Below are 21,894 nucleotides of genomic sequence, written 5' to 3' on the forward strand. Positions count from 1 at the left end.
TAAGCTCTGGTTCTTTAACTTAAGACAAATAAAAAGCAGCCTAATCCATTGATCAGGCTGCTTCTGAGTAATAGGGGGATGAAGTTCGTTTCTTAATAAGTAGTAATTTTCGCCGATTCTTTTCTTGTGACTTCATCAATCTTTTGGATAAACATCTGGAAAACACGCCTTTTTTCCTCGAGATCCTTTATGTATTCTTTCAGTTGGTTATAGCTTTCTTCAAATGGTTTATGGTACAAGTCACGAATTTTTTCGATAATTTCTTCGTTTACCGTCGATTGAATCACTTGCTTTGTTATTCCATATTTATAGGAATAAACCTTTAGTTCCTGTGCTACTTCATCATATTCATTTGCAATTTCTGTTAAAACTAGTGAAATATCATCCTTCCACTCATCTAATGATTTTTGTAAGTAGGATTTTGCCATTGTCTCTTCCATAAAAACACCCGCCCTAATAGAGTCTAAATTATATTTACACTATTATAACGTTGTTTGATTACATAGAGGTTTCGGGCAGTTTACATTGTCTTTTCATTTTCTAATTAGGCTACCTCAACGCTTTTTCAAACTCATCAAGTGTCATTGAATATTTGATATAAATTCGAGGTAAATAGTAGAGTTCGTTTTTTAGGCCCGTCATCGAGAATGGACCTGGCGTTGTTGTCAGACCATATCGATAATACTTTTTCGTTTCCGCCACCACATGTTCATTGGTATTTCCGTAAGGATACGCGAGAGCAATCACAGGTTTCCCAGTAATTTGCTGAATTTTTTCTTTTGACTCTTTTAGCTCATAGTTTAGATTTTCCGCTTTGGTTAAATCAGGATGTGTAGCTGTATGTGACTGAATCGAGATGAATCCTGAATCTGCTAGCATTTTTAGATCTGTTTTAGATAGGCGGTTGGTTCTTCCTATGAAATCAGAAATCACAAAAAAGGTACCGGCTGGCCGGAAATTTCCTGTTGCAAGCTTTTGAAAAATCGAATAAACATTAAGATTATTTTTGTAACCATCATCGAAGGTGATAAAGATCGGCTTCTTTACAGTTTTACTTTCCTGCCAGTGCTCGAAGGTTAATAAGGTATAACCATGCTCCCTTAAATAAATCATTTGTTTCTCAAAATTCTCAGGAGTTACAAATAACTCCTTGGAGCCAATACCGTTAAATTTATCTATGGAATGATAAATTAAAATAGGAATCTTTTGCTGCGCATTGGCGCTTTTGGGATGTCCTAAAATGAGAAGAAATAAGAATAGTAAAAAAATCTTTTTCATAAAATTCCCCACCTTTTGCATTTTTGTTTATTGCACACTCTATTATTCCTCAAAATATCGTTTCAATTAAAAAAGCTGCAAGTCTGCAGCTTTATTTGATTATTATCATCGGATCATTAAAAGATTACATAACCGGTTTGGATGGTGAGATCTTCGGTCCTGATGGATGTTTCTTACTTTTCTTCCTTTTCCATTCCACAAATAAAAGATTCATCGCAATGGATAGATATACTGCAAATGGAAAGGCTACTGAACTATCCAAAAGTAACGAAAAAGGAATGACGACAAGCCGAAATGTCACGAACACCCATGTTATTGCATAACTACGGAGAATCCAAGCCTTATGTGCACTTATTTTTCGTTGGGTCGCCTTTATGACACCCATGGAAGTAGTCCACAGCCAAAAAGCATTTAGGACTAGAAATGCAATGGTTGAGCTCCTTCCTCCTGTTGCAGAAAGAGCAATATAGGGGACGACAAGAATATTAATAAAAATGGCTATTGCATAAATTTTACCTAACATTTTATGCAACTTTGGTTTCCTTTGGCTTATCTTAGTCAATTGAAATGGGCCAATCGCAAGAGCAACTGTACCAAATAAAATATGAGGATAAAAAAAACACTTCCAAGTTGCCAATGAAAAATCGGGATTTTCCATTTTCCCTTTAACCATTGGTGCCCATTCCACACCATTCAATATAAACATAACAAAGATATAGAGGGCGAATAATGCAATCGTAAAATATAAAACACCAATTGTAAGTTTCCTTTTTGTCTCAATCTGCATTTTATTTTCCTCCCTAACCTAAAACTTTTTCTAAACATTTATATGGGACTGATCGGAATGGATAGCGGATAATCCCTCTCTGTTGAAATCCTGCACGTTCGTACATATTTAATGCACCTGGATTTTGGCTGAATACATCCAGACGAATGCTTGAAAACCCATTATCAAGAGCATATTTTTCTGCAAATTGGAGCAAAAGCTTTCCATATCCTTTCCCTTGAGACGAAGGGTGGACAGCTAAGCGATGGATAATCAAAGGCGTACCTTTTTTATCTTCCCAATCAATCCTCCGATACTTTTTGCTTTCATCTGTATTAAGTGTAATAGCGCCGATTACTTTATTTCCGTTTTGTATTCCAAAGAGGCTACCTTTTTTTAAATCAGTTTTAATAACAAATCTATTAGGGTAAAACCGATCCCATTGATAAACACCCTTTTTTCTTAAATCGGATGTAACTACAGAATAAAATTGTTTCACTTCTTTTAATTTCTCTAGCCCAATTAAATAGATCTCCATGATTAACACCTCATCGCAAGAATACCGACCGTCGGTTTGTTGTTTTCAAATGAACGGCCCTCTAATGGGAGTTCATTCTTCTATTCATGTTAATGTCTTCATAATAACTTTAAAAATATCACTTGCATCAACTTTATCTTCTTCGGAAGAACTTAAACTTTGCGTTACTCTTAAGCCGTAGGAGAAGGTCATCATCAGTGTAGACATCTTTTCTGCATCGATTGAAGGAGGAATCACTCCGTTTGCCTGCCCCATTTTAATCCACTGTATTCCAGTTTCTTTACTGTAGCGGAATATATCTGTGAGTATTTTTTTGACCTTTTCATTATCTTGGCTTAACAAATATATGAATATTAAGTTTCCAATATCATGGGTATTTTGCCGTGAATGAAAAAACTGACTGACAACACCAAACCGTCCTTGGGTTGGGCTTTCTTCTTGCATGGATTGGGTAATTGACATTTGAAATTCTTCATTCGTTTCTTCAATTTTAGATTTTAAAATGAGTCCATACAATTCATCCTTACTGTCAACATAATGATAGATGGCTCCTTTAGATAGTCCTGATTTTTCAATAATATCTTTTAATGTCGTACTTCTACAGCCTTTTTCTAGAATAATTTCTTCAGTTACTGAGAGAATGTGTTGAAAGCTAGGATTATCATAAATGGTCGAATTAGCCATACAATTACCTTCCTTACGTTATTTTTCATGTTGATTATTGATTATTGATTAAGTCGAGACGCGTTTTTGCATACTTGCGATACACGATGGTAAATAGGATTGCTGCACCAATTACTCCGTAAAAGATCAGTTGTGAAACGGCTAAAAAGACAGAAATTGAAAGCTCATACACAAGTATTACTTTAACAATCGCTTCGCCTAATAAAGCGATCCCCCATATTGCTGTCATGATTCTTAACACAAAGCGAAAATAGGGAACCTCCCAGTTTTTTTCAAATTGTCCTTTCTTCTCGGTTTCATCATTTGAACTAAACCTGATTGCGAAGTGATATATCAACGGTTTAGCAAAAAACAAAGAAGCAATAAATATCAGTCCCAACAACCCCGTGACCATCGATTCTCTTAATAGGATAAGCCGTTCATTCCCACCAAGAACGAACGCCAACAGGCTTAAGACAAAGCCGGTCAACATAAATAAACCGAATGCATCTGCTTTTCTATATTTAACGACATGAAACAAATTATCCCCTAACGGAATCAATGTCGCAATTAATAATGAAACAAAGCTTGAATAATGATCAACTAAAAAGTTATAGACGACAACCGGAATGGCACCATTGATTACAAGACTTAAGACAATTGTTTGGATCACTTTCTTTTTAGCCTTTAGATTCATGTGTATTCCTCCTCTTTTCATCTTCGATATGTGATAATTCAATCTTACAAACCGACGGTCGGTTTGTCAATGGGCGTATTTACTTTTTTTACCTTTCAGTAAATTAAATCGATCCTCTTTGATGTGACTTTGCTTCTCAAATAGTGGTAGACTAAGAGCAACATTTGCGGAGAAGGAGCATCATTCATGACCAATTACAAAGTTTTATTTTTAGATATTGATGGCACCTTAGTGAGACCCGATGATACGATTGAGGATTCCACAAAAGAGGCCATTTCACAGGTACAGGCTAAAGGCATCGAGGTTTTCTTAGCAACAGGCAGGCCGCTTCATGAATTAAAGGAACTTGCAAAAGAGTTGAAAATACACTCATTCATAGGTTATAACGGTGCCTATGCCATATATAAAGGTGAAGATTTATTCCAGGAACCGATGAAAAGCTCAACTGTTCAGAGTTTCTTGGAAATCGCAAAGGCTAACGGGCATGAAGTGGTGCTATATACGAATAGTAAGAACGTTTTTACCAATTTAACGTCTGAGGTCATTACTGACTTCATGCAAAAGTTCCACTTACATAAAAATGAAGCATATTCTCCTTCAATTAATCACGCTGTTTTAGGGATGACGCTTGTTAATTTAAAAAAAGAAGACCCTGCCCTTTACAACAAGGAAGATGGTATCCATTTATCCCAAGTCAATGTAGAGGGAATGCGTCATTGCTATGATGTTATTAGAGACAGTGTGAATAAAGGCTATGGAATTCAAGTAGTTTTGAAGCAACTTGGCATCAACAAAGAAAGCTCAATTGCCTTTGGAGATGGAATGAATGATAAGGAAATGCTTCAACAAGTTGGCGAGAGCTTTGCGATGGGAAACGGTCATTCCGACCTATTTCAATACGCAAAGCATAAAACTACCGAGGTCACTGATTCCGGGATTTATAATGGGTTGAAAATGCTGGGGTTGGTGAAATAAACGAGCTGGGAATAAAATAAGTTGAAGTCAAAATAAAAGTGCAGAGAATTTCAATCAAATTGAAACACTCTGCACTTCTTTGAGCTTTAAATCTTCGTGAAAATAATTCCAAGTAGAGCAGTAAATACACCTATCATTTGATATCTTTTTAGCTTTTCTTTATAAAGAAGAACCCCCGCCAGAACAACGACTAGACAATTCAAACTAACAATTGGAAACACGATACTTGCTGTTCCAGTCTTAAGGGCATAGAAATAGCTGCTATATCCCAAAATGCTAATTAACCCAACAATGGAACCAATATTGGCCTCTGCCCGCTGCCACTTTTCTTTTTTATACATACTGCAAATGGCTAAATAGACACTCCCCCCGCCATACATGGCAATAAGGATATCTAATGAATTGATTTGTAAGTAGGATGAAGTTTTCATTAAAATTCCTAGTAAACCAAACGAAAATATCGCAAGTCCCACACGCATCATCCAAGGAAAATAATTTATTCTTCCTTTATTATCAGATGAATACTGTATGGCCATGGCTGAACCAAGCATAATTAAGATTCCTACCCATTGAATCAGTGAGATATGTTCATGGAAAACAACGCCGGCACAAAGGATAGGAAATATTGTATTTGTTCCCACTAATGGAGATGTCAAACTAGCTGGTCCCTTTTCAAAGGCCTTTGACATTTGGATATTTCCGTTTGCATTTAATATGCCAATAAAAGCTCCGAGCAGAATGGTGATTAGATTTAGGTGAACCGTTCCAGCTACAATTGCAAATCCGAATGTTAAAAGGAATGCGACAAAGTAGAAGTAGAACTGAATATGTACTTTCGACACTTTCCTCTGCGTACTCCACTTGAAAATTGTATTATTAGTCCCGAAGCAAACCATAGTAACAAAGGCTGCCGCAATCCACATGTTGAGATCCTTCTTTCTTCATTATTTCACTCCATATGATAAACCTCATTTCTACTTTGCTCAATCGTTTTTTCGTGGTTTTCTAATTAAGTGCTCAATTTGCAAAAAAATGTTGTTATTTCAGGCTTTCCGTCTTGTTTTGAGAGCTTTTGTCATCTAGCAGGAAAAAGTGATAGTGAATGGTGAATAACTAACATAACGATGAATTATTTCCTAGATAAATAGAAAGGAATGTTTTTAATATGAAAACTTATACCTTAAAAGAGGTAGCTAAAATAATAAATACAACACCAGGCACCCTTCGTCACTGGGAGAAAGATTTAGTTGATTTACTAGAAATTCCTCGTTCAAAACAAGGGGCCAGGATATATACAGATTTGGAAATTGAGCAACTTAAAGAAATTAAACAGCTGTACGATAAAAAATTAACTAAGGAATCCATTAGGGAATCGATGCAGAAAAAACTTCATCCTGAAAGCAAGGATGTTTATGAACTACCCCAAGTTTCAAACGAGGCCTTTGGAAGTGTGGAAGTACAAGATTCATCTAAAGGTTCACTAGAAATCTTTGAAAATGAGGATGTGTTCGAATCACCAATCGTCTCATTAGAGGTTCTAACCGACACGGTCAAACCGATCACCATCCAAGATGCTATCGAGGCACATCAGTTATTCGAGGCAATAGACACATTAAAGCAAAACTTCCTAAGCGAAGTAAAAGACGAAATCAGAACTGTCGTTCGAAAGGAAGTACTTGAAGAGGTAAAAAAGGAAATAAGGAATGGAACATATACAACTGTTAAGTCCTTATCTGACTCTATTTATAAATCGTCCGAAAACACAAAAGCTGAAATTCATGAGTTATCAGAGACACTTGAGAAAGCCTCTGTACTATCGGCTGACTCGTTACAGAATCTTTCCAACAACATTGCTAACGTTTCGATAGAGACTTCTCAAGAAATTTATACCCTTTCCAAGCAGTTGTCAGAAACTACCGAGGAATTATCCCACTATGTGGATGTTACTAATAACGAAATCTCAAGTCTAACTGAAGCGATGTCAAAAGAACGTGAATTTTTCATTGAAGAGCGGAATCAATACCGACAAGAAGTTACCCAAAGAGAGATCGCTTTTCAACAAATGTTAAATAGTTACCGGGATGTGGCTGCAACAAAGGAAAAAAAATGGTGGAAATTCTGGACTTAATACGAAAGAGGCCTTCGATAGAACAACTCCTTGTTTAAAAAATAAAAACAATATTTCGTCACTCGTGGATTGGGGTTTATTTTATCAATGGAGGGATTCGAAATGAATACAAGTGAAGTAGCAAAATTAATAGGGGTATCTACAAGTACTATTCAGCGCTGGGTAAAACAGCTCGATCTGCCCATGGAAAGAAACGAGCGTGGACATTACCATTTTAGCAGCGAGGATATTGAATTATTAAAAGAAATACATGAAAAGCTCCAAAATGGGACATTAATTCAGGAAATAGTGCCATTAAAGAAGGATAAAAATCCACGAAAAGGTATGGTTAAGGCGGTAGAAGACAATCAAGTTTTAGAAAAGTTACTGACAAAAGTCAGTGAGTTAGAAAATAATCTAAACTCAAAAGCAGATTCGGTTGCTTCCTATCAACTCCTTCAGCATCGTCGTGAACTTGAGGATTTACAACATCTTGTAAAAGATTTAACACAGCAAGTGGAACAACTACAAAAACAGATGAATGACTTGCAAATGACCTCAAAAATTGATGAACCACTTGTTTTTGATCACAAAAAAGTCAAAAGGAAAAAGAAAAATATAGTTAGCTCTTTATTCGGTTTTTAGTTCATTTTAAATTATCCCCAATTTTGATACACAAAATAGCCGAACTGGTTACAACCAGTTCGGCTATTTTAGTAAATACATTCCAATTAAACTTTCAACTCAACAAGTGGCTGGGTATATTTTTTTATTAAATAACTTCCAAGAATGATACAAATCATTAAGGAAAGAACCAAAAGTAAGAGGTAATTTCCTGAAAATGAGATGATACTTTCGTTAGGAAGAACCACTTGAAGTGATTTAATAATAAATCCATGAAGCAAATAGACATATAACGTTCTTTCACCTATTTGAGTCACTTTAAATTGGTTTGAAGGAATTAATGCTAAAAACCCAAATACAACAATTAAGGTCAGCCCATATTGAAGTCCTCGAGTAAGGCCATCGGCCAACTCTTCTCTCCCCATATTTGCATAAGAGGTATCACCTAAAAGCCATGGCACCGCATCCTGCGGGAAACTAAACCCAAAGAAAACACAGGTCCCGATAATAATTACAATTCCTACGGGAAGTGAATATCTGGCCCGTATAATTTTCTTTAACTGCTCACCATTTAGTAAAAACCCCATTAGAAAATAGGGAAAGAATACAAATGTTCTTGATAAGCTTAAAAAACTCCCCGCTTGATCAACAAAACCAATCGCAATTCCCAAAACAATGGAAATAATAAAACCCAACCATTTTAACCTTGCAAAAAGATAGAGCAGTAAATTCCAAAAAAACAAACTCAACAAAAACCAGAGCGACCAATGAGGATGTAAAAAATCGAAATCAAGCTTTTCTTCCTGCCCATTCAAAAAATAATAAATGGAATAGATGCTTTGAAAAATAAAATAAGGAAGTAATATCTTCTTTATCGACTTGATAATGTAGCCTTTCTTTTTATAACCTTTTGCAAAGTATCCTGAAATCAAGATAAAAGCCGGCATATGGAATAGAAAAATAACTGTATATAAAGTAAATAGAATCCCATCTTGTTCCTTTAATGGACTTATCAAATGCCCAAAAACGACGAGAAAAATCAAAATAAATTTTGCATTATCGAAATACTTACTCCTTTTTGAAGTTGAAGCCATCATATCACCCCATAGTTAAATTCAATCAAAAAGGTATATTACTATTCTTTTCTATAACTCCCACTATTTATTTTCTATGACCACTCGTCTTAGCATTTAAACAAATCATATCATAAAAACATTACAGGAAGATGTATATATATTTTCTGTCTATTGCATAGTAATTACAATTTTAAAATAATAATCTAATATACCCACGATAAATTTACCACTTCAATCTAAATAGGACCTTAAACCCGCGGATAAGAAAAAATAGAGAAAGCCACTCCCTTTCAATAAGGAATGGCTTTTCCTATTCATAAAGTAATATCTATAAGATAGTTCCTGATGAGTTCCTGAAAATTGCCTCTTAACTCGTCTTGTGAGATCCTTAGTGCTTTTGAAACCTGATAAATGTATTCATGGTCGCTTCGAAGCGACGAAGAGTAATTTCTTTTTAGATACCGTTCTGCATCCGCGAAGGTTGAGAATGACTGCTCAGATTTCTCCTTATTATGTACAATAGAATAGTTGCCATCACCAGCAGGTATGATAAATGAATTTTCTCCCAGCGGGTTCTGATAAGATGTTCCAACCGGAGAATCTTTAAGATTAAATTCATTACGATCGGCATCAGGTTTAACTGGGATAATCTCAAAAACATTTTGAACAAACTTTTCAAAGGCTTCTCTTGTCAATTCCGAGCCAGAAGCTTTCGGATGCCCTCCTCCGCCGTATCCTTTTGCAAATTCAGCAACATTTACTTCATCGTGAATGGTTCTAAATCCCATCTTCTTCCCACCCATATTCAAAAGGATAATCATATCTAGATGTGGATATAAATTATTTAACTCATTTCCAAGTTCTGATAAATATTGTTCGGCATGGACAATCCCAACACAATAATTATCAACAAAGGTTTGCACCAGTTGTCTGCTTTTTGAATGGATATACCGATGAATCTTTTGTTCCTCAATATCGAGCAGCATAGTTTCTGTGTCTGTTAACTCAAACGAATCAGCATTTTCCGTCAACCTTTTTAACATTTCTTCTTCAAATAGTTCACGACTCATGATATAGAACAAATCATTTAGTCGTTTTGCTGTTAAATTATTATTTTCATCCCATTCCCAGGTGTCATATTGCCGAACTAATTCAATAAATTCCTCCAGTGCTTTATTTCGTTCCATTATATTGTGTTCGATCAGATAATCATAAAATAAGGAGGTTGCACATGTCTTTTTCCCCGTCTCATACTCCGGAATTACGCTCCCCCATTTGTACTGATTGAAATGCATTGCCGTCACATGATGATCAATCATTTGAACATGTTTACCCTGGCGAAACCGCTCCTCGAGTTTTTTCTCGACTTTCTCATTAACAGCCAAATCCGTAATGTAGATTTCGACATTATTATTCTCAGGGTTTTTAATCACAGCTTCCACTCTTTGATTTAAATTTCGATAAGAACTGTAAAATACATTCGCCTTGTCAGCAAAGGCTAGTTTCGCAATAAGCCCGCATCCAAGACCATCAAGATCGATATCCGTAAAAATAATCATCCTATCTACCACCATCCATTTTTCGCTTCATAACGTATCGTTTGGTTTCTGCAAATTTTTTATGCAGTTACCAAGTTATGTTTTAACACTAATATTTATTTTAACATATTAGTAAATTATACCACCTGACATTATGACCTGGTGATAGTAATCACAGACATATCAAAAATGACATGGTATGATTCATAAGAATTTTCTAATACAAACAATGAAACGGGGTTATAAATTGAACTTTCCACAACTTAAAATAGGTCATATGATGCCCAAAGTTCCGATTATGCAAGGTGGAATGGGTGTCGGAATTTCTCTAAGCAAACTAGCTTCAGCGGTCGCAAATGCTGGTGGGATAGGGATTATCTCTGGCACTGGGATTTCAACTGACGAAATGAGATCACATATAAGAAAGGCGAAAAGCCTAATCAACGATGCTGGATACATTGGTGTAAATGTTCTATTTGCGGTGAATGACTTTGCTGAAAAAATGAAAGCTGCTATCGAAGAAAAGGTTGATTTTATTATTTCCGGGGCTGGAATCTCCCGAGATATGTACGCATGGGGAAGACAAGCAGGAATTCCCGTTATCTCCATTGTATCGTCTGCTAAATTAGCAAGGATTTCCGAACGACTAGGAGCAGCAGCGGTTGTCGTGGAAGGATTTGAAGCAGGAGGACACCTTGGAACGGATCGCCCAATGTTCGATATCCTTCCTGAAATTGTTGAGGCAGTTTCGATCCCAGTTATCGCGGCGGGCGGAATCATGACGGGTGGCGATATTGCCAAAGCCCTGGCCATGGGTGCGTCAGGTGTACAAATGGGAACTCGCTTTGTAGCCAGTGAGGAATGTGATGCCCCATTCGCATTTAAGCAAAAATATGTGGATGCAGCTAAAGAAGATTTGGTTTTGGTAAAAACAACTGTTGGTATGTATGGAAGGGCCATAAATAATAACTTTGCAAAATTAATAAGTGGACCCGATAAGCTAAAAATCGCTAAATGCATTGATTGCTTGAAGAATTGTTCTTACCGCTTTTGTACAATGGATTCTCTGCTTGTATCCATGAATGGTGATGTCGAGAATGGGCTTGTTTTTGCTGGTGCAAGAGTGGGCGAAATTAAAGATATTCTACCCGTTCAAACAATCATCGATAAGCTTACATTAGAATACACTCAAGCCATCTAGCACAATTAAAAGAGCCAACCGTTTATCCTCATTCGGTTGGCTCTCTCTAATTTAATTATGGCAAATTACTGATTCTGTTCTTAATCGGTGTCCGTGGTTTTGGCTCTGGGATTACATCTGGGTAACCTACTCCCAGTACGCCAATTATATTATAGTCATCTGGAACTTGAAGGATCCCTCTGTTTTTGGGTGTAATGCCAATCGATGACCAAAAGGTTCCCACTCCCTCTGCCCATGCAGCTAAATTGAAATTTTGGATAAAGCAGGCAGTAGCCATTGCATTTTCCTCTGTTTCTACCGATGTTGCCCCATGTTTTGATAAAATCATCAAAACAATTGGTGCGTTTCCGAAATTTGTTTTATGGTTGAGCTTTTCTCTTGTTTCGTCTCCAATAAAATAAATCTCCCATGGTTCAGTCATACGGTGATTGGGTGCCATTGCCGCGGCCTCTAACCATGAAAGAAGTGAATTTTGGTCAACTTCTTGCGGCTTGAATTTCTTTATGGTTCTACGCGTTTTAATCGTATCTAACGTATTCATCTATATACGCCCCCTTCTGTATTAGCTGCTCACGGTAATATCATATGCAAAAAAAATTAACTTTGTATAACAGCAGAGTTAACTTCCAAGTTTATAATACCCTCTTTTTAAACCGTTATAGCAGAACCATAGTGCTTGGACAAAGAAGAAAATCCCCCAAATCGGAGCTGGAATAATTCCTGTAAGTTGTGCAAGATTCGCTGCGTCCCCTGCTGATTGGGGCTGAAATAAACTAATAAACAATATTTCATAAGCACTTTGAACGGAATCCACCAATAAAATAGAGGCGATTAAAAGTAATAAGTTATCTCTAAAGTCCTGACTCCCTTTAATAAGTAATAAAAGGAATACAACTGCAAATGAGCACAGCCAAAACAAACCGTAAGGATTCCTTACCCAAAAAATAAGATTTAAAGCAATAAAACCTAGCAATATATCAATTAACAGATTCTGCTTTTTTTTACCAATTAACAAAAATGACAGAAAGGCCATAAATGAAGCAAAGGTGTATCCTCCTAAGCTAGTTAAGAAACTGCCAATCCAAGTTGACTGATTACTATACGTCGCCCCTTCGGAATTCATAAATAGAGATATTCTTTCTACATTCCCACCAAAAAGAGCAATCAACGCATGACCCGATTCATGGATAAGGGTATTAATGACTTTGATATAGTTTCCAAGCAAAGGTACATGTATCAACAGAAAAGCAAGGATGAGGAAAAGAAAAAACTTCGCACTGAATTTGTCTCGAACAAAGCTCAAAATAGATTCCCCTCTTTAAAAAAAATTTAGTACCTACCACCATTTTAACATTTTTTGTTAGTACAATTGCAAATTTCTAGTCCGGAAGTCAATTCAAAAAAGCTAGCAATCAATTAGATTACTAGCTCCTGTCACTTTACCGCTTTTCAACTTCAACGAGTTGTCCATCCTTCATCCCAAAAATCCGATCACATAACGGGAGGATTTGTTCATCGTGAGTGACAATAATGGCAGATTTATTTTGTTCTTTTACTATCTTTGAGATTAGCTCAATAATCGCCATACTTCGATTGGGATCCAGGCTCGCAGTTGGTTCATCAGCTAAAATGATTTCCGGATCATTAATAAATGCTCTCGCAATCGCCACCCTTTGTTTTTCTCCACCTGACAATTGGTGTGGGTAAAACTTAGCACGATGCTCCATTCCAACAGCCGATAACATCTCTTTAATTTTCCTTTTACTTTCCTTCGTCCATTGATTCGCCATTTTTAATACAAGGCTTAATTGTTCTTCCACCTTTAAATACGGAACTAAATTAGATGTTTGGAAAATATAGCCTAGGTGATTCAGCCTGATATTTGCTTTTTCAATGTCACTGTACGAGGAAATATTGGTTCCATTTACAATCACCTGTCCTTCATCAGGAGATTGCAGGGCACCTGCAATCGATAAAAACGTTGACTTTCCAGAGCCGGAAGGGCCAATAACAGCAACGACCTCGCCCATTTTCAAACGAAAAGATAAATTTCTGACGATATGATTTTCCTTGTCGCCATCTTTAAATGATTTTTCCACATGTTCTAGAATTAAGGGTTCGAATACCATTGTTATTCTAACCTCCCCATTGCTTGTATTGGATCTGCCTTCACGATATTAAAAACAGACAATAATGAACCTAAGATTGAAACAAGGAATAGAATCCCTGAGAATTTAGCAATTTGGGTCATATCAAAAATAAACGGAATATCATCTGGAAGTACCATCATAAAACCCTTTGTGAAGGCAACTGCTGCAGCGATATTTACAATGGTTAATAAAACGACCTGAAAGATGGTCGTTTTGACCAATAAACTCGATTTTGCTCCGATAGCTTTCAATATACCAAATTGTGCCGTTTTTTGTATGGTCATAATGTAAAAGAATGCTGCTAAAACAAACACAGCGATGACAATTAAAAACGAGAGCATCATATATAGAGAGTTTTGTTCAGCAGTATACCCAGGAATACCTTCAATCACCAGTTCTTTTTCTACCCATTCCCCATTTTTATCCATACTAGAGATTTCCTCTTTTAAACTTGAATTCGCTCTGTTTAGTGCAATAGCGTTAAATTCAGTTTTATCTGCGCCACCTGAGATTTCCTTCCATGTATCAAGAGAAATAAGTGCAACTGGTGTATGGCTAAAGGTTTGGTCATCCATGAAACCGGCAACCTTTAGTTTAACTCCGCTCCGCGCATCTTTTAAGATGGTTCCGATCCTAATCGTTTCTGATTTCAACGAATGATCAAGCAGAACGGAATTTTCCCCGCTACTAATCAATCCTTTCCCCTCCATTACGTTGGGTTCCAAAAAGCTTTCCGGTTTGACTGCCATAAAGGTAATATCTAGTTTATCCTCGGAGTTAACTTTCGAAATGGTCCCCATCTGAACACCGAGTGGCTGTGCGTCACTTTTTGAAGTTAATCTCCCTAAATCTATTGTTAAATGTGAGCGGTCCATTCGCCCTTCAGCACTTTTTTGCAGATAAAAAGTATCAGCAGACATGTTAATAACGGACGATGCGTTATTCATCGACAAGCCATTCGCCAGGCCACTAATGACAAAGACAAGAATGGCTACAAAAAAGAGAATAAAGCTGATCAATAAATATCTCACTTTAAAAAATGTCATTTCCTTAAACGGCAAGAAATACATAAACAATTCACCTTCCCTTTCATTTCGTAACTAGAATACTTTACGAATATGAACGGACGATGAACGCTACTTTACAATTTAGGAAGGACCACTTTAAAAGTTGTTCCTTTACCTTCTTGACTTGTTAACTCAATTTTCCCCCGGTGCATTTCAACAATTGATTTAACGATCGATAAGCCCAAACCCGTCCCCTCAACTGATCGTGCTCTTGAAGCATCAGCCCGGTAAAAACGGTCAAATATTCGTTCCCTTTCCTTTTCATCCAAACCAACACCATTATCTTTCATCACCACTTCGATGTATGTATCAGAATCTGATAATTCAATATCAATTTCCCCATTTTCACGATTATATTTAATCGCATTCGTCAAGAGGTTCTCCCAAACAGAATATAGCAAAGCTGGATCCCCTTTAACCGAAGCATCCGGCAGGGAATAGCTCATCATGATTCCTTTATCAAGGATACTCCATTGGTATTGGTGAATGACACTTTTCAACTGCCCGGCGACATCAACCATACTAACCTCCATTAAATCCTTCTTACTTTCGATGGTAGAAAGAAGTAAGAGCTGTTTGGTCATATTGGATAGTCGGTTTACTTCAGATTGTACTACTTGAATATATTGTTGCTTTTCTCGTTGGTTTTTGCCGTTATTTTCCAATAAATTTAGGTATCCTTTTATATTGGTTAACGGTGATTGAATATCATGAGAGATATTTGAGATTAATTCTTTTCGCAGAATATCTACTTTTGCTAATTTTTTCGTCATTGTCGAAAAGCTGACAGCTAAATGACCGAGTTCGTCTTTTCTGTCAATATCAAGCTTGATTGAAAAATTACCTTCTGCAATTTCTTTCGTAGCATTATTAAGCTTTTTAATCGGTTTAACTAAATATTTTGTACTAATTAATACCAATAGAATGCTTAACAAAATAGAAATGACTAGCATCCAGCCGAAAAGAATATGCATTTCATTAAACATGAGCTTAATATCAGGCCTAATAAACAAGGCATATTTTTTATTTTTGTATTCAAAGGGGACACCTATTGAATTTGTTAATTCATTTGCAAAAAAGCCTGTTACAAACGTTTTGTGCGGGAAATGGCTAACTCCGTGATAGACTACACCTTGCCATACTTTTTCGGGAATTGCTTCAGGCAAATCCTTCTTTCTGAAAGGTGAGCCAAAATATTGCTTGTCACCTTCTTCGCTGACCAAAAGAATTTGGTAACCAATCGCACCAATATGATTAAAGTAGTCCTGAAGGCTGATTAAGGGGTGCTTACTTGCGAAGTCCGCTACCTCAAATGCAAAATTACTGATTTTTTCGTCATTTTGCTGTTTCAATTTAATTTGGTAGTAGGCATTGGAGAGGAAAAATGAAATAATTCCGCTGACAATCATAATCATTATAGTGATGAAAGTAAATTTACTATATAAAGATTTCATTTTCATTTTTATAAAACCTCCAGGGAATAGCCTACCCCTCTGATTGTTTTGATGGCAAAATCCTCGGCAAGGTTCGTGAACCGTTCCCGTAATCGTTTAACATGGACATCCACCGTTCGTTCATCGCCTTCAAAATCCAGTCCCCATATTTTTTCGATCAGGTGACCACGGCTGAATACCTGGTTTGGATGTGTTGCCAAAAAGGTTAACAATTCAAATTCTTTTAAAGGAAGCATGAAGGTCTTGTTAGTAATTTTTACCTCATAGCTTTTTTTATTTATATATAAAGAACCTAAATTGACATTGGCTTCACTTGTTTTTCCGTATCTTCTTAATAAGGCATTGACTCTGAAAATTAACTCTTTTGGTTCGAAAGGTTTAATTAAATAATCATCCGTTCCTGATTCATATCCTTTTTCCTTATCCTCAATCTGGCTTTTTGCTGTTAATAGGATAATCGGAATATCATACACTTTACGAATTTCCGTGGTTAAGCGGTACCCGTCCATGACAGGCATCATGATATCAACAATCGCTAAATCGCAAAGCTCCTTAGTTAAAATCTCAAGTGCCTCTGCCCCTTTTCCTGCTGCTAGGACTATATAACCTTCCTTCGTCAATAAACCTTTAACTAAATGGCGAATATGCTCATCATCATCGACAATTAAAATTGTTTTCATCCCAACACCTGCTTTTTTTACTTTTACCTCACTATATTCTACTCAAAGCCCAATGATATGAAAAGAAGGAACTAAATCAAGGTGATTCGACAAACTAACAACTTATATGTTACCATTAAGTTGTTGCATTAGCGCAAGAGATAATTATTTTAAGGAGGAATGGATTTGATAGAGTTTAAAGACATTGTTAAGAAATACCGAACTAAAACCATTATTAAGCCCTTTTCACTTGAAATCGAGGCTGGTCAGTTGGTCGTTTTCATCGGACCCAGCGGCTGTGGGAAAACTACCTTACTGAAAATGATTAATAAATTGATTCAGCCATCGTCAGGAAAGATTTTTGTCAATGGGACGGATATCTCTACGATGAATCCAATTGAATTGCGGAGAAATATTGGGTATGTCATTCAAAACACAGGGTTATTTCCTCATATGTCCATCAAGGAAAATTTAGAGTTGATTCCTAAGCTGAAGGGTGAAAATCCTGCTTCGATTGCCCAAAAGACGGGCGAATTGTTAGAGTTGGTCGGATTAGATCCGAAGGAATTTTTACATCGTTATCCAAGGGAATTAAGCGGTGGGCAGCAGCAAAGAATTGGCGTCGCAAGAGCTTTCTCAACCAACTCCGATATCATCTTAATGGATGAACCATTTAGCGCGTTAGACCCTGTCACAAGAAGCTCCCTTCAAGATGAACTCTTCCAAATGCAAAAGGAATTAAACAAGACGATTATTTTCGTCACTCATGATATGGATGAAGCTATTAAAATAGCTGATAAGATTTGTATTTTAAAAGACGGAGATATTCTCCAATATGATACACCTGAAAACATTCTTAAAAATCCTGCCAATGACTTTGTTGAAGAATTTATTGGGAAAAGAAGGGTTTGGAATAATCCTGAATTATTAATGGCAGAGGATATTATGATTCCGAATCCAGTTAAGATTACATCCAGACGTACCGTTCTTCAAGCGATTGAAATCATGAAAGACGCTAAAGTGGACAGCCTGATGGTCACAGATAAAAATAATGTCCTTAAAGGTTTGGTGACATTAAAAAGTATTCAATTATTAAATCGAACGACCTCGATTGAAATGATTATGGAACACAATGTTCTTTCCGTTTCACAGGATGCTAATTTAATTTCTGTGTTGGCTACCATGAATGAACATAAAATCGGTTATGTACCAGTTGTGAATAGTGATAAACAATTAATTGGTCTCATCACGAGAAGTAGTATTTTATCCGCATTAAGCAGCCAGTTAATCGATTTGGAGGTGGCCTTTTAATGAATGGATTTTGGAACTATTTAACCACTAATTATGAACAGATTTTTAGTTTACTTGGCCAGCATATTTACTTAAGTGTAATTTCTGTCCTTGTAGCGATTATTATTGGGATTCCGCTCGGAATTATAATCTCTAGAGAGCAAAAACTCGCAAAACCTATTATTGGAATCACGAATGTAATTCAAGCGGTACCTAGTTTGGCATTACTTGGCTTTCTAATTCCATTCGTTGGGATCGGAAGTACCCCGGCGATTATTATGGTCGTTCTTTATTCGCTGCTTCCTATCGTTAAAAACACCTACACAGGTTTAACAAATATTGATGGAGATATTCTGGAAGCCGCCAGAGGAATCGGTCTGACCAAGAGTCAAACGATGAGAAAGGTTCAGTTACCACTAGCCTTCCCGATGATTATGGCGGGTATCAGAATTTCAGCGGTTACCGCTGTAGGACTAATGACAATTGCTGCCTTTATTGGTGCAGGCGGACTTGGGTATCTTGTATTCTCAGGTGTGCAGACAGTCGATAATTATATGATTTTGGCCGGTGCAATTCCAGCTTGTATTCTTGCACTTCTGATTGATTTTATTGTGGGGAAACTCGAATCCACACTTTCTTATACAAGCAAACAAACTTCGGCAAAAAAGACTGGTAAAACTACTAAAAAAATCATGATTAGTTTTGCTTGTATTGTGATCATCATAGCTAGTGCTTTTACTGTTTATTCAAAGGTTAAAGCAGAGGATAAAATTGTAATAGGTTCAAAAAACTTCAGTGAACAATTGATATTAGGAAATATGCTCGCAGATTTGATAGAAAATAAGACTGATATTCAAGTAGAAAGAAAACTAAATCTTGGCGGCAGTCAGGTTGCCTTCGGTGCCCTTAAAAATGGGGACATTGATATGTATGTTGAATATACGGGGACAGGATTAGTTAATATTTTAAATCAGCCTCCACAAAGTGATCCAGACGCGGTTTATGATATAGTCCAAAGGGAGTTCAAGCAAAAATATGGTTTTGATTTATTAAAACCGCTTGGATTTAATAACACATATGCCTTAGCCGTTCGTCAAGACACCGTAAATGAATATGGTTTGAAGACGATATCAGATTTAGCCAAGGTGAGCAATAAGTTAATCATGGGTCCGACGATCGAATTTCCTAATCGGGAAGATGGATTAACCGGACTTTCAAAAACATACAATATGAAATTTAAAGACGTTAAAGCCATTGACGGCGGGTTGCGCTATACCGCATTAGACAACCATAAGAGTGATGTCATCGATGCCTTTTCTACTGACGGGTTACTCGAAGCGTTCCACTTGAAGGTTTTAGAGGATGATAAAAACTTCTTCCCTCCATACTATGCCGTACCGATGATAAAAGAGGAAACATTAAAGGAACATCCGGAGTTAAAAAAAGTTATTAACTCCTTATCCGGTAAGTTAACGGATGAAAAAATGAGAAAGCTCAACTATAAGGTCGACAGCCTCAAACAGTCACCTGCAAAAGTTGCAAAGGAATTTTTAGAAACGGAAGGATTATTAAAATAAAGTTGTAAATGAAAGGGCCGGTTTTTAATTAAACCGGCTTTTTCGCATATTTAAATCCCAAACTTTTTACTCTTCCATAAAGTGAATCACTCTGTCATATGTTTCTTCTGCACCAATAATAAGGAGGATATCCCCCTCAAGAATTAGCGCATAGGGTCCCGGAGAGATAATTAATTCACCGTTGCGCTTCAAGCCAATAACAGTTCCGCCGGTATTTTGCCAAAACTTCAAATCTGAAATGGTTTTTCCAATATGATTACAACCCGGTAATACTTCTACCTCAATGGGAGCAAGTGGATTCGTGTGACGAAGCTTTCCGGAGTAGTCCATGATTTTTCTTAGCGTATCAAAGAGCTGATCATCCAGCTTGTCCCTTTCGGAGATTAGTAAGTTCATTTGCTTTTCAAGATCTTTAATGCTTGCGAGATTCGAAAACCGTTGAATATATTTATACGCATTTTCACGAGATGCAATAACAATTCCACTACCTTTAGTGGACTCAACAATCTCCACATCCTCTAAAATCTTTATGGCTCTCCTAACTGTTTCAGGAGAAACCTTATATTCACTAGCTAAGGTCGATCGGCCGTGAATCTTCTCTCCAACTTTAAATTTCCCATCGTATATTCTATTTGCTAAATCGATTGCAATCCGCTCGTAAGTCGGTATTTGTGCTTTTTGCATAACATCCTCCACCGCAATCTTTATATCAGACTATTCCTTCATAATTATTAGTTTTACCTTTCCAATATACTCTTTTGTATGTGTCTATGCGAGCATAAATATTTCTTTCAAACAAAATAAAGTATGTGATTTCATTTATTTTTATTGGACATAATTGTAATGAACCATGATTAATGAGGTGAGTAATTGAGACGGAAAATCCTTATCATCCTAGGTAGTATCTTTGTTTTATTTATGATGATATTATTTATTTTTTTCCTTGTTAAAGGGGAATCCTCCAAATGGCAAGTTGCCCTTGGCGGCCTTTTTGTATGTGGGTTACCCATTTTGTTAATTTTCAAGAAAAATATTCCATTTAACCTTCCGACCATTATTGGTTTTTATCTATTTATCTTTTGTTCCACCTATTTAGGTTCAATTGGGGATTTTTATCTTAAATATAAATGGTGGGATTCGACCATTCATTTTTATAAAGGCATTTATATGGCTTGTTTTGGAATAACATTATATAAATTAATGATTCCTGAACAAGTGAGATTCGGTACCTCAAGATGGATCCTTTCACTATTTGTTCTTTCACTATCCGTCCTTGCAAGCGTGCTTTGGGAAATCTATGAGTTTATTGGGGATCAATCTTTCACGCATATCATGCAGCTCGGGGGAAATAAAGATACGATGTATGACTTATTGTGCGGCGTTTCAGGTGGACTGATAATTGCTATTTACTCCTATTTTAGAAAAGAAAAAGTTTAAAGAGGTGAAAATGGATGCATCGAAAGCTGGTCATCATTTTAAGTTTCATTTATGTCCTTTTCATGGCTGTTTTATGTGTCTACTACTATTCAAAGGATGCAACTTTTGAAGGTTCCGTTGCGATTGGCGGAATTGTTTGCGGTGCTGTCCCGTTATTATTGGCACTATTCACCAAAATGCAATTTAATTTACCGATTGTGATTTCTTATTTGATATTTTTAGTTGGCTCGCAATATTTAGGGTCTATCCTGGGCTGGTATGGTCTTGGTTGGTGGGATACTTTCATGCATTTGGTCAGCGGAGCCATTCTTGCTTTTTCAGGAATTGCCTTATATGAACGTTTAATTCACCGGAATGCAGGGGATATGATATCACCTTGGTTTATATTTTTATTTACTCTATCCTTTGCAGCACTCGGCGGTGTCCTATGGGAAATTTACGAATTTAGCTCAGACCAATTATTCAATATGACCTTGCAAGGCGGAGGAAACAAAGATACAATGACCGATTTGATTGCTGATACGATTGGCGGACTAATTATTGCCATCAGGGCAGGAATTAGAACAAAGATTAAGTTAAAAAAGGGTGCGTTATAATTGTAAAGGGTTCCGTTTACGGGTGCATTCTTATTAAAAGACACAAGAATTGACATATGAATAGGCAATCGTCTATTTCTTTATTTATCAAAACATGAGCAGATAAATAGGCGGAAAAATTCCGCTTAATTAGTGATTAGTATTAAAAAAAGCGTATATAGACGGAGAGATTCCGCCTATTGATTCGAAAAATTCGAAAAT

24 protein-coding genes are annotated in these 21,894 nt (G+C 36.6%); 8 read left to right on the forward strand and 16 right to left on the reverse strand.

Annotation, left to right across the window (positions count from 1 at the left end):
- Nucleotides 1–92: 92 nt before the first annotated feature.
- The 6 genes from BDR01S_RS02385 to BDR01S_RS02410 all read right to left on the reverse strand — a co-directional run bounded on the left by BDR01S_RS02385 (nucleotide 93) and on the right by BDR01S_RS02410 (nucleotide 3,942).
- A complete protein-coding gene (locus tag BDR01S_RS02385; RefSeq protein ID WP_066256469.1) occupies nucleotides 93–440 on the reverse strand; it encodes a hypothetical protein in 348 nt (115 codons plus the stop codon).
- A 109-nt stretch (nucleotides 441–549) separates the two neighbouring features.
- A complete protein-coding gene (locus tag BDR01S_RS02390) occupies nucleotides 550–1,278 on the reverse strand; it encodes a polysaccharide deacetylase family protein (protein WP_066256471.1) in 729 nt (242 codons plus the stop codon).
- 124 nt (nucleotides 1,279–1,402) lie between these two features.
- On the reverse strand, nucleotides 1,403–2,065 hold the full coding sequence (locus BDR01S_RS02395) for a DUF2306 domain-containing protein (protein ID WP_066256473.1): 663 nt from the start codon (nucleotides 2,063–2,065) through the stop codon (nucleotides 1,403–1,405).
- A 13-nt stretch (nucleotides 2,066–2,078) separates the two neighbouring features.
- Complete coding sequence (locus BDR01S_RS02400; RefSeq protein ID WP_066256478.1) at nucleotides 2,079–2,582, reverse strand: GNAT family N-acetyltransferase; 504 nt, start codon at nucleotides 2,580–2,582, stop codon at nucleotides 2,079–2,081.
- Between the two features lie 84 nt (nucleotides 2,583–2,666).
- Nucleotides 2,667–3,266, reverse strand: coding sequence for a TetR/AcrR family transcriptional regulator (locus BDR01S_RS02405; protein ID WP_066256480.1), 600 nt, complete (start codon nucleotides 3,264–3,266; stop codon nucleotides 2,667–2,669).
- Nucleotides 3,267–3,300: 34 nt separating this feature from the next.
- Complete coding sequence (locus BDR01S_RS02410; RefSeq protein WP_066256483.1) at nucleotides 3,301–3,942, reverse strand: VC0807 family protein; 642 nt, start codon at nucleotides 3,940–3,942, stop codon at nucleotides 3,301–3,303.
- A gap of 186 nt (nucleotides 3,943–4,128) precedes the next feature.
- On the opposite strand from BDR01S_RS02410, the gene BDR01S_RS02415 reads away from it, so the two are divergent.
- Nucleotides 4,129–4,917 carry an HAD family hydrolase gene (locus tag BDR01S_RS02415; RefSeq protein WP_066256486.1) on the forward strand — a complete coding sequence of 263 codons (789 nt, stop codon included), beginning with the start codon at nucleotides 4,129–4,131 and terminating at the stop codon, nucleotides 4,915–4,917.
- An 86-nt stretch (nucleotides 4,918–5,003) separates the two neighbouring features.
- On the opposite strand, the gene BDR01S_RS02420 is transcribed toward BDR01S_RS02415, so the two are convergent.
- Nucleotides 5,004–5,840 carry an EamA family transporter gene (locus BDR01S_RS02420; RefSeq protein WP_066256490.1) on the reverse strand — a complete coding sequence of 279 codons (837 nt, stop codon included), beginning with the start codon at nucleotides 5,838–5,840 and terminating at the stop codon, nucleotides 5,004–5,006.
- A gap of 242 nt (nucleotides 5,841–6,082) precedes the next feature.
- Between BDR01S_RS02420 and BDR01S_RS02425 the strand changes: the two genes are divergently transcribed.
- Nucleotides 6,083–7,045 (forward strand): MerR family transcriptional regulator, encoded by a 963-nt coding sequence (locus BDR01S_RS02425; protein WP_066256492.1) that lies wholly within the window; start codon nucleotides 6,083–6,085, stop codon nucleotides 7,043–7,045.
- Between the two features lie 102 nt (nucleotides 7,046–7,147).
- Nucleotides 7,148–7,669 (forward strand): MerR family transcriptional regulator, encoded by a 522-nt coding sequence (locus tag BDR01S_RS02430; RefSeq protein ID WP_066256494.1) that lies wholly within the window; start codon nucleotides 7,148–7,150, stop codon nucleotides 7,667–7,669.
- 86 nt (nucleotides 7,670–7,755) lie between these two features.
- Here BDR01S_RS02430 and BDR01S_RS02435 read toward each other — a convergent pair whose 3' ends face one another.
- Together BDR01S_RS02435 and BDR01S_RS02440 are read right to left on the reverse strand one after the other, a co-directional pair.
- Complete coding sequence (locus BDR01S_RS02435) at nucleotides 7,756–8,742, reverse strand: acyltransferase family protein (RefSeq protein ID WP_066256496.1); 987 nt, start codon at nucleotides 8,740–8,742, stop codon at nucleotides 7,756–7,758.
- A gap of 296 nt (nucleotides 8,743–9,038) precedes the next feature.
- Entirely contained in the window at nucleotides 9,039–10,283 is a 1,245-nt protein-coding gene (locus tag BDR01S_RS02440; protein ID WP_066256498.1) for a DHH family phosphoesterase, read from the reverse strand.
- Nucleotides 10,284–10,491: 208 nt separating this feature from the next.
- On the opposite strand from BDR01S_RS02440, the gene BDR01S_RS02445 reads away from it, so the two are divergent.
- Nucleotides 10,492–11,463 carry an NAD(P)H-dependent flavin oxidoreductase gene (locus tag BDR01S_RS02445; protein WP_174523422.1) on the forward strand — a complete coding sequence of 324 codons (972 nt, stop codon included), beginning with the start codon at nucleotides 10,492–10,494 and terminating at the stop codon, nucleotides 11,461–11,463.
- Nucleotides 11,464–11,518: 55 nt separating this feature from the next.
- On the opposite strand, the gene BDR01S_RS02450 is transcribed toward BDR01S_RS02445, so the two are convergent.
- The 6 genes from BDR01S_RS02450 to BDR01S_RS02475 form a co-directional block, all read right to left on the reverse strand.
- The gene (locus BDR01S_RS02450; protein WP_066256503.1) at nucleotides 11,519–12,004 is read right to left on the reverse strand and encodes a nitroreductase family protein; all 486 of its coding nucleotides are present in this window, start codon (nucleotides 12,002–12,004) and stop codon (nucleotides 11,519–11,521) included.
- Between the two features lie 78 nt (nucleotides 12,005–12,082).
- Nucleotides 12,083–12,766 (reverse strand): M50 family metallopeptidase, encoded by a 684-nt coding sequence (locus tag BDR01S_RS02455; protein ID WP_066256504.1) that lies wholly within the window; start codon nucleotides 12,764–12,766, stop codon nucleotides 12,083–12,085.
- Between the two features lie 136 nt (nucleotides 12,767–12,902).
- Nucleotides 12,903–13,592: an ABC transporter ATP-binding protein gene (locus BDR01S_RS02460; protein ID WP_066256506.1), complete on the reverse strand. Its 690-nt coding sequence runs from the start codon at nucleotides 13,590–13,592 to the stop codon at nucleotides 12,903–12,905.
- Nucleotides 13,593–13,594: 2 nt separating this feature from the next.
- Nucleotides 13,595–14,659: an ABC transporter permease gene (locus BDR01S_RS02465; RefSeq protein WP_169801401.1), complete on the reverse strand. Its 1,065-nt coding sequence runs from the start codon at nucleotides 14,657–14,659 to the stop codon at nucleotides 13,595–13,597.
- Between the two features lie 95 nt (nucleotides 14,660–14,754).
- Nucleotides 14,755–16,140, reverse strand: a complete 1,386-nt coding sequence (locus BDR01S_RS02470; RefSeq protein ID WP_335582588.1) for a HAMP domain-containing sensor histidine kinase — start codon at nucleotides 16,138–16,140, stop codon at nucleotides 14,755–14,757.
- Between the two features lie 2 nt (nucleotides 16,141–16,142).
- A complete protein-coding gene (locus tag BDR01S_RS02475; protein WP_066256513.1) occupies nucleotides 16,143–16,814 on the reverse strand; it encodes a response regulator transcription factor in 672 nt (223 codons plus the stop codon).
- Nucleotides 16,815–16,979: 165 nt separating this feature from the next.
- Here BDR01S_RS02475 and BDR01S_RS02480 point away from each other — a divergent pair, with 165 nt between their 5' ends.
- Nucleotides 16,980–18,104: a betaine/proline/choline family ABC transporter ATP-binding protein gene (locus BDR01S_RS02480; RefSeq protein WP_066256515.1), complete on the forward strand. Its 1,125-nt coding sequence runs from the start codon at nucleotides 16,980–16,982 to the stop codon at nucleotides 18,102–18,104.
- Nucleotides 18,104–19,660, forward strand: a complete 1,557-nt coding sequence (locus BDR01S_RS02485; RefSeq protein WP_066256516.1) for an ABC transporter permease/substrate-binding protein — start codon at nucleotides 18,104–18,106, stop codon at nucleotides 19,658–19,660. Before BDR01S_RS02480 ends, BDR01S_RS02485 begins: the two co-directional genes overlap by 1 nt.
- Nucleotides 19,661–19,726: 66 nt before the next feature.
- Here BDR01S_RS02485 and BDR01S_RS02490 read toward each other — a convergent pair whose 3' ends face one another.
- Entirely contained in the window at nucleotides 19,727–20,344 is a 618-nt protein-coding gene (locus tag BDR01S_RS02490; protein WP_066256519.1) for a GntR family transcriptional regulator, read from the reverse strand.
- Between the two features lie 186 nt (nucleotides 20,345–20,530).
- Here BDR01S_RS02490 and BDR01S_RS02495 point away from each other — a divergent pair, with 186 nt between their 5' ends.
- Nucleotides 20,531–21,097 (forward strand): DUF2238 domain-containing protein, encoded by a 567-nt coding sequence (locus BDR01S_RS02495; protein ID WP_066256522.1) that lies wholly within the window; start codon nucleotides 20,531–20,533, stop codon nucleotides 21,095–21,097.
- A 14-nt stretch (nucleotides 21,098–21,111) separates the two neighbouring features.
- Nucleotides 21,112–21,693: a DUF2238 domain-containing protein gene (locus BDR01S_RS02500; protein WP_066256525.1), complete on the forward strand. Its 582-nt coding sequence runs from the start codon at nucleotides 21,112–21,114 to the stop codon at nucleotides 21,691–21,693.
- Nucleotides 21,694–21,894: the final 201 nt, after the last annotated feature.

This window comes from Neobacillus drentensis NBRC 102427 (assembly GCF_001591445.1).
In the GTDB taxonomy this organism is placed as follows: domain Bacteria; phylum Bacillota; class Bacilli; order Bacillales; family Cytobacillaceae; genus Neobacillus; species Neobacillus drentensis.

What these genes read in the sequence shown, in the direction of transcription:
- BDR01S_RS02385 (WP_066256469.1), bottom strand. Translation starts at nt 440, where the DNA reads ATGGAAGAGACAATGGCAAAATCCTACTTACAAAAATCATTAGATGAG.
- BDR01S_RS02390 (WP_066256471.1), bottom strand. Translation starts at nt 1,278, where the DNA reads ATGAAAAAGATTTTTTTACTATTCTTATTTCTTCTCATTTTAGGACAT.
- BDR01S_RS02395 (WP_066256473.1), bottom strand. Translation starts at nt 2,065, where the DNA reads ATGCAGATTGAGACAAAAAGGAAACTTACAATTGGTGTTTTATATTTT.
- BDR01S_RS02400 (WP_066256478.1), bottom strand. Translation starts at nt 2,582, where the DNA reads ATGGAGATCTATTTAATTGGGCTAGAGAAATTAAAAGAAGTGAAACAA.
- BDR01S_RS02405 (WP_066256480.1), bottom strand. Translation starts at nt 3,266, where the DNA reads ATGGCTAATTCGACCATTTATGATAATCCTAGCTTTCAACACATTCTC.
- BDR01S_RS02410 (WP_066256483.1), bottom strand. Translation starts at nt 3,942, where the DNA reads ATGAATCTAAAGGCTAAAAAGAAAGTGATCCAAACAATTGTCTTAAGT.
- BDR01S_RS02415 (WP_066256486.1), top strand. Translation starts at nt 4,129, where the DNA reads ATGACCAATTACAAAGTTTTATTTTTAGATATTGATGGCACCTTAGTG.
- BDR01S_RS02420 (WP_066256490.1), bottom strand. Translation starts at nt 5,840, where the DNA reads ATGTGGATTGCGGCAGCCTTTGTTACTATGGTTTGCTTCGGGACTAAT.
- BDR01S_RS02425 (WP_066256492.1), top strand. Translation starts at nt 6,083, where the DNA reads ATGAAAACTTATACCTTAAAAGAGGTAGCTAAAATAATAAATACAACA.
- BDR01S_RS02430 (WP_066256494.1), top strand. Translation starts at nt 7,148, where the DNA reads ATGAATACAAGTGAAGTAGCAAAATTAATAGGGGTATCTACAAGTACT.
- BDR01S_RS02435 (WP_066256496.1), bottom strand. Translation starts at nt 8,742, where the DNA reads ATGGCTTCAACTTCAAAAAGGAGTAAGTATTTCGATAATGCAAAATTT.
- BDR01S_RS02440 (WP_066256498.1), bottom strand. Translation starts at nt 10,283, where the DNA reads ATGATTATTTTTACGGATATCGATCTTGATGGTCTTGGATGCGGGCTT.
- BDR01S_RS02445 (WP_174523422.1), top strand. Translation starts at nt 10,492, where the DNA reads ATGAAACGGGGTTATAAATTGAACTTTCCACAACTTAAAATAGGTCAT.
- BDR01S_RS02450 (WP_066256503.1), bottom strand. Translation starts at nt 12,004, where the DNA reads ATGAATACGTTAGATACGATTAAAACGCGTAGAACCATAAAGAAATTC.
- BDR01S_RS02460 (WP_066256506.1), bottom strand. Translation starts at nt 13,592, where the DNA reads ATGGTATTCGAACCCTTAATTCTAGAACATGTGGAAAAATCATTTAAA.
- BDR01S_RS02465 (WP_169801401.1), bottom strand. Translation starts at nt 14,659, where the DNA reads ATGACATTTTTTAAAGTGAGATATTTATTGATCAGCTTTATTCTCTTT.
- BDR01S_RS02470 (WP_335582588.1), bottom strand. Translation starts at nt 16,140, where the DNA reads ATGAAAATGAAATCTTTATATAGTAAATTTACTTTCATCACTATAATG.
- BDR01S_RS02475 (WP_066256513.1), bottom strand. Translation starts at nt 16,814, where the DNA reads ATGAAAACAATTTTAATTGTCGATGATGATGAGCATATTCGCCATTTA.
- BDR01S_RS02485 (WP_066256516.1), top strand. Translation starts at nt 18,104, where the DNA reads ATGAATGGATTTTGGAACTATTTAACCACTAATTATGAACAGATTTTT.
- BDR01S_RS02490 (WP_066256519.1), bottom strand. Translation starts at nt 20,344, where the DNA reads ATGCAAAAAGCACAAATACCGACTTACGAGCGGATTGCAATCGATTTA.
- BDR01S_RS02500 (WP_066256525.1), top strand. Translation starts at nt 21,112, where the DNA reads ATGCATCGAAAGCTGGTCATCATTTTAAGTTTCATTTATGTCCTTTTC.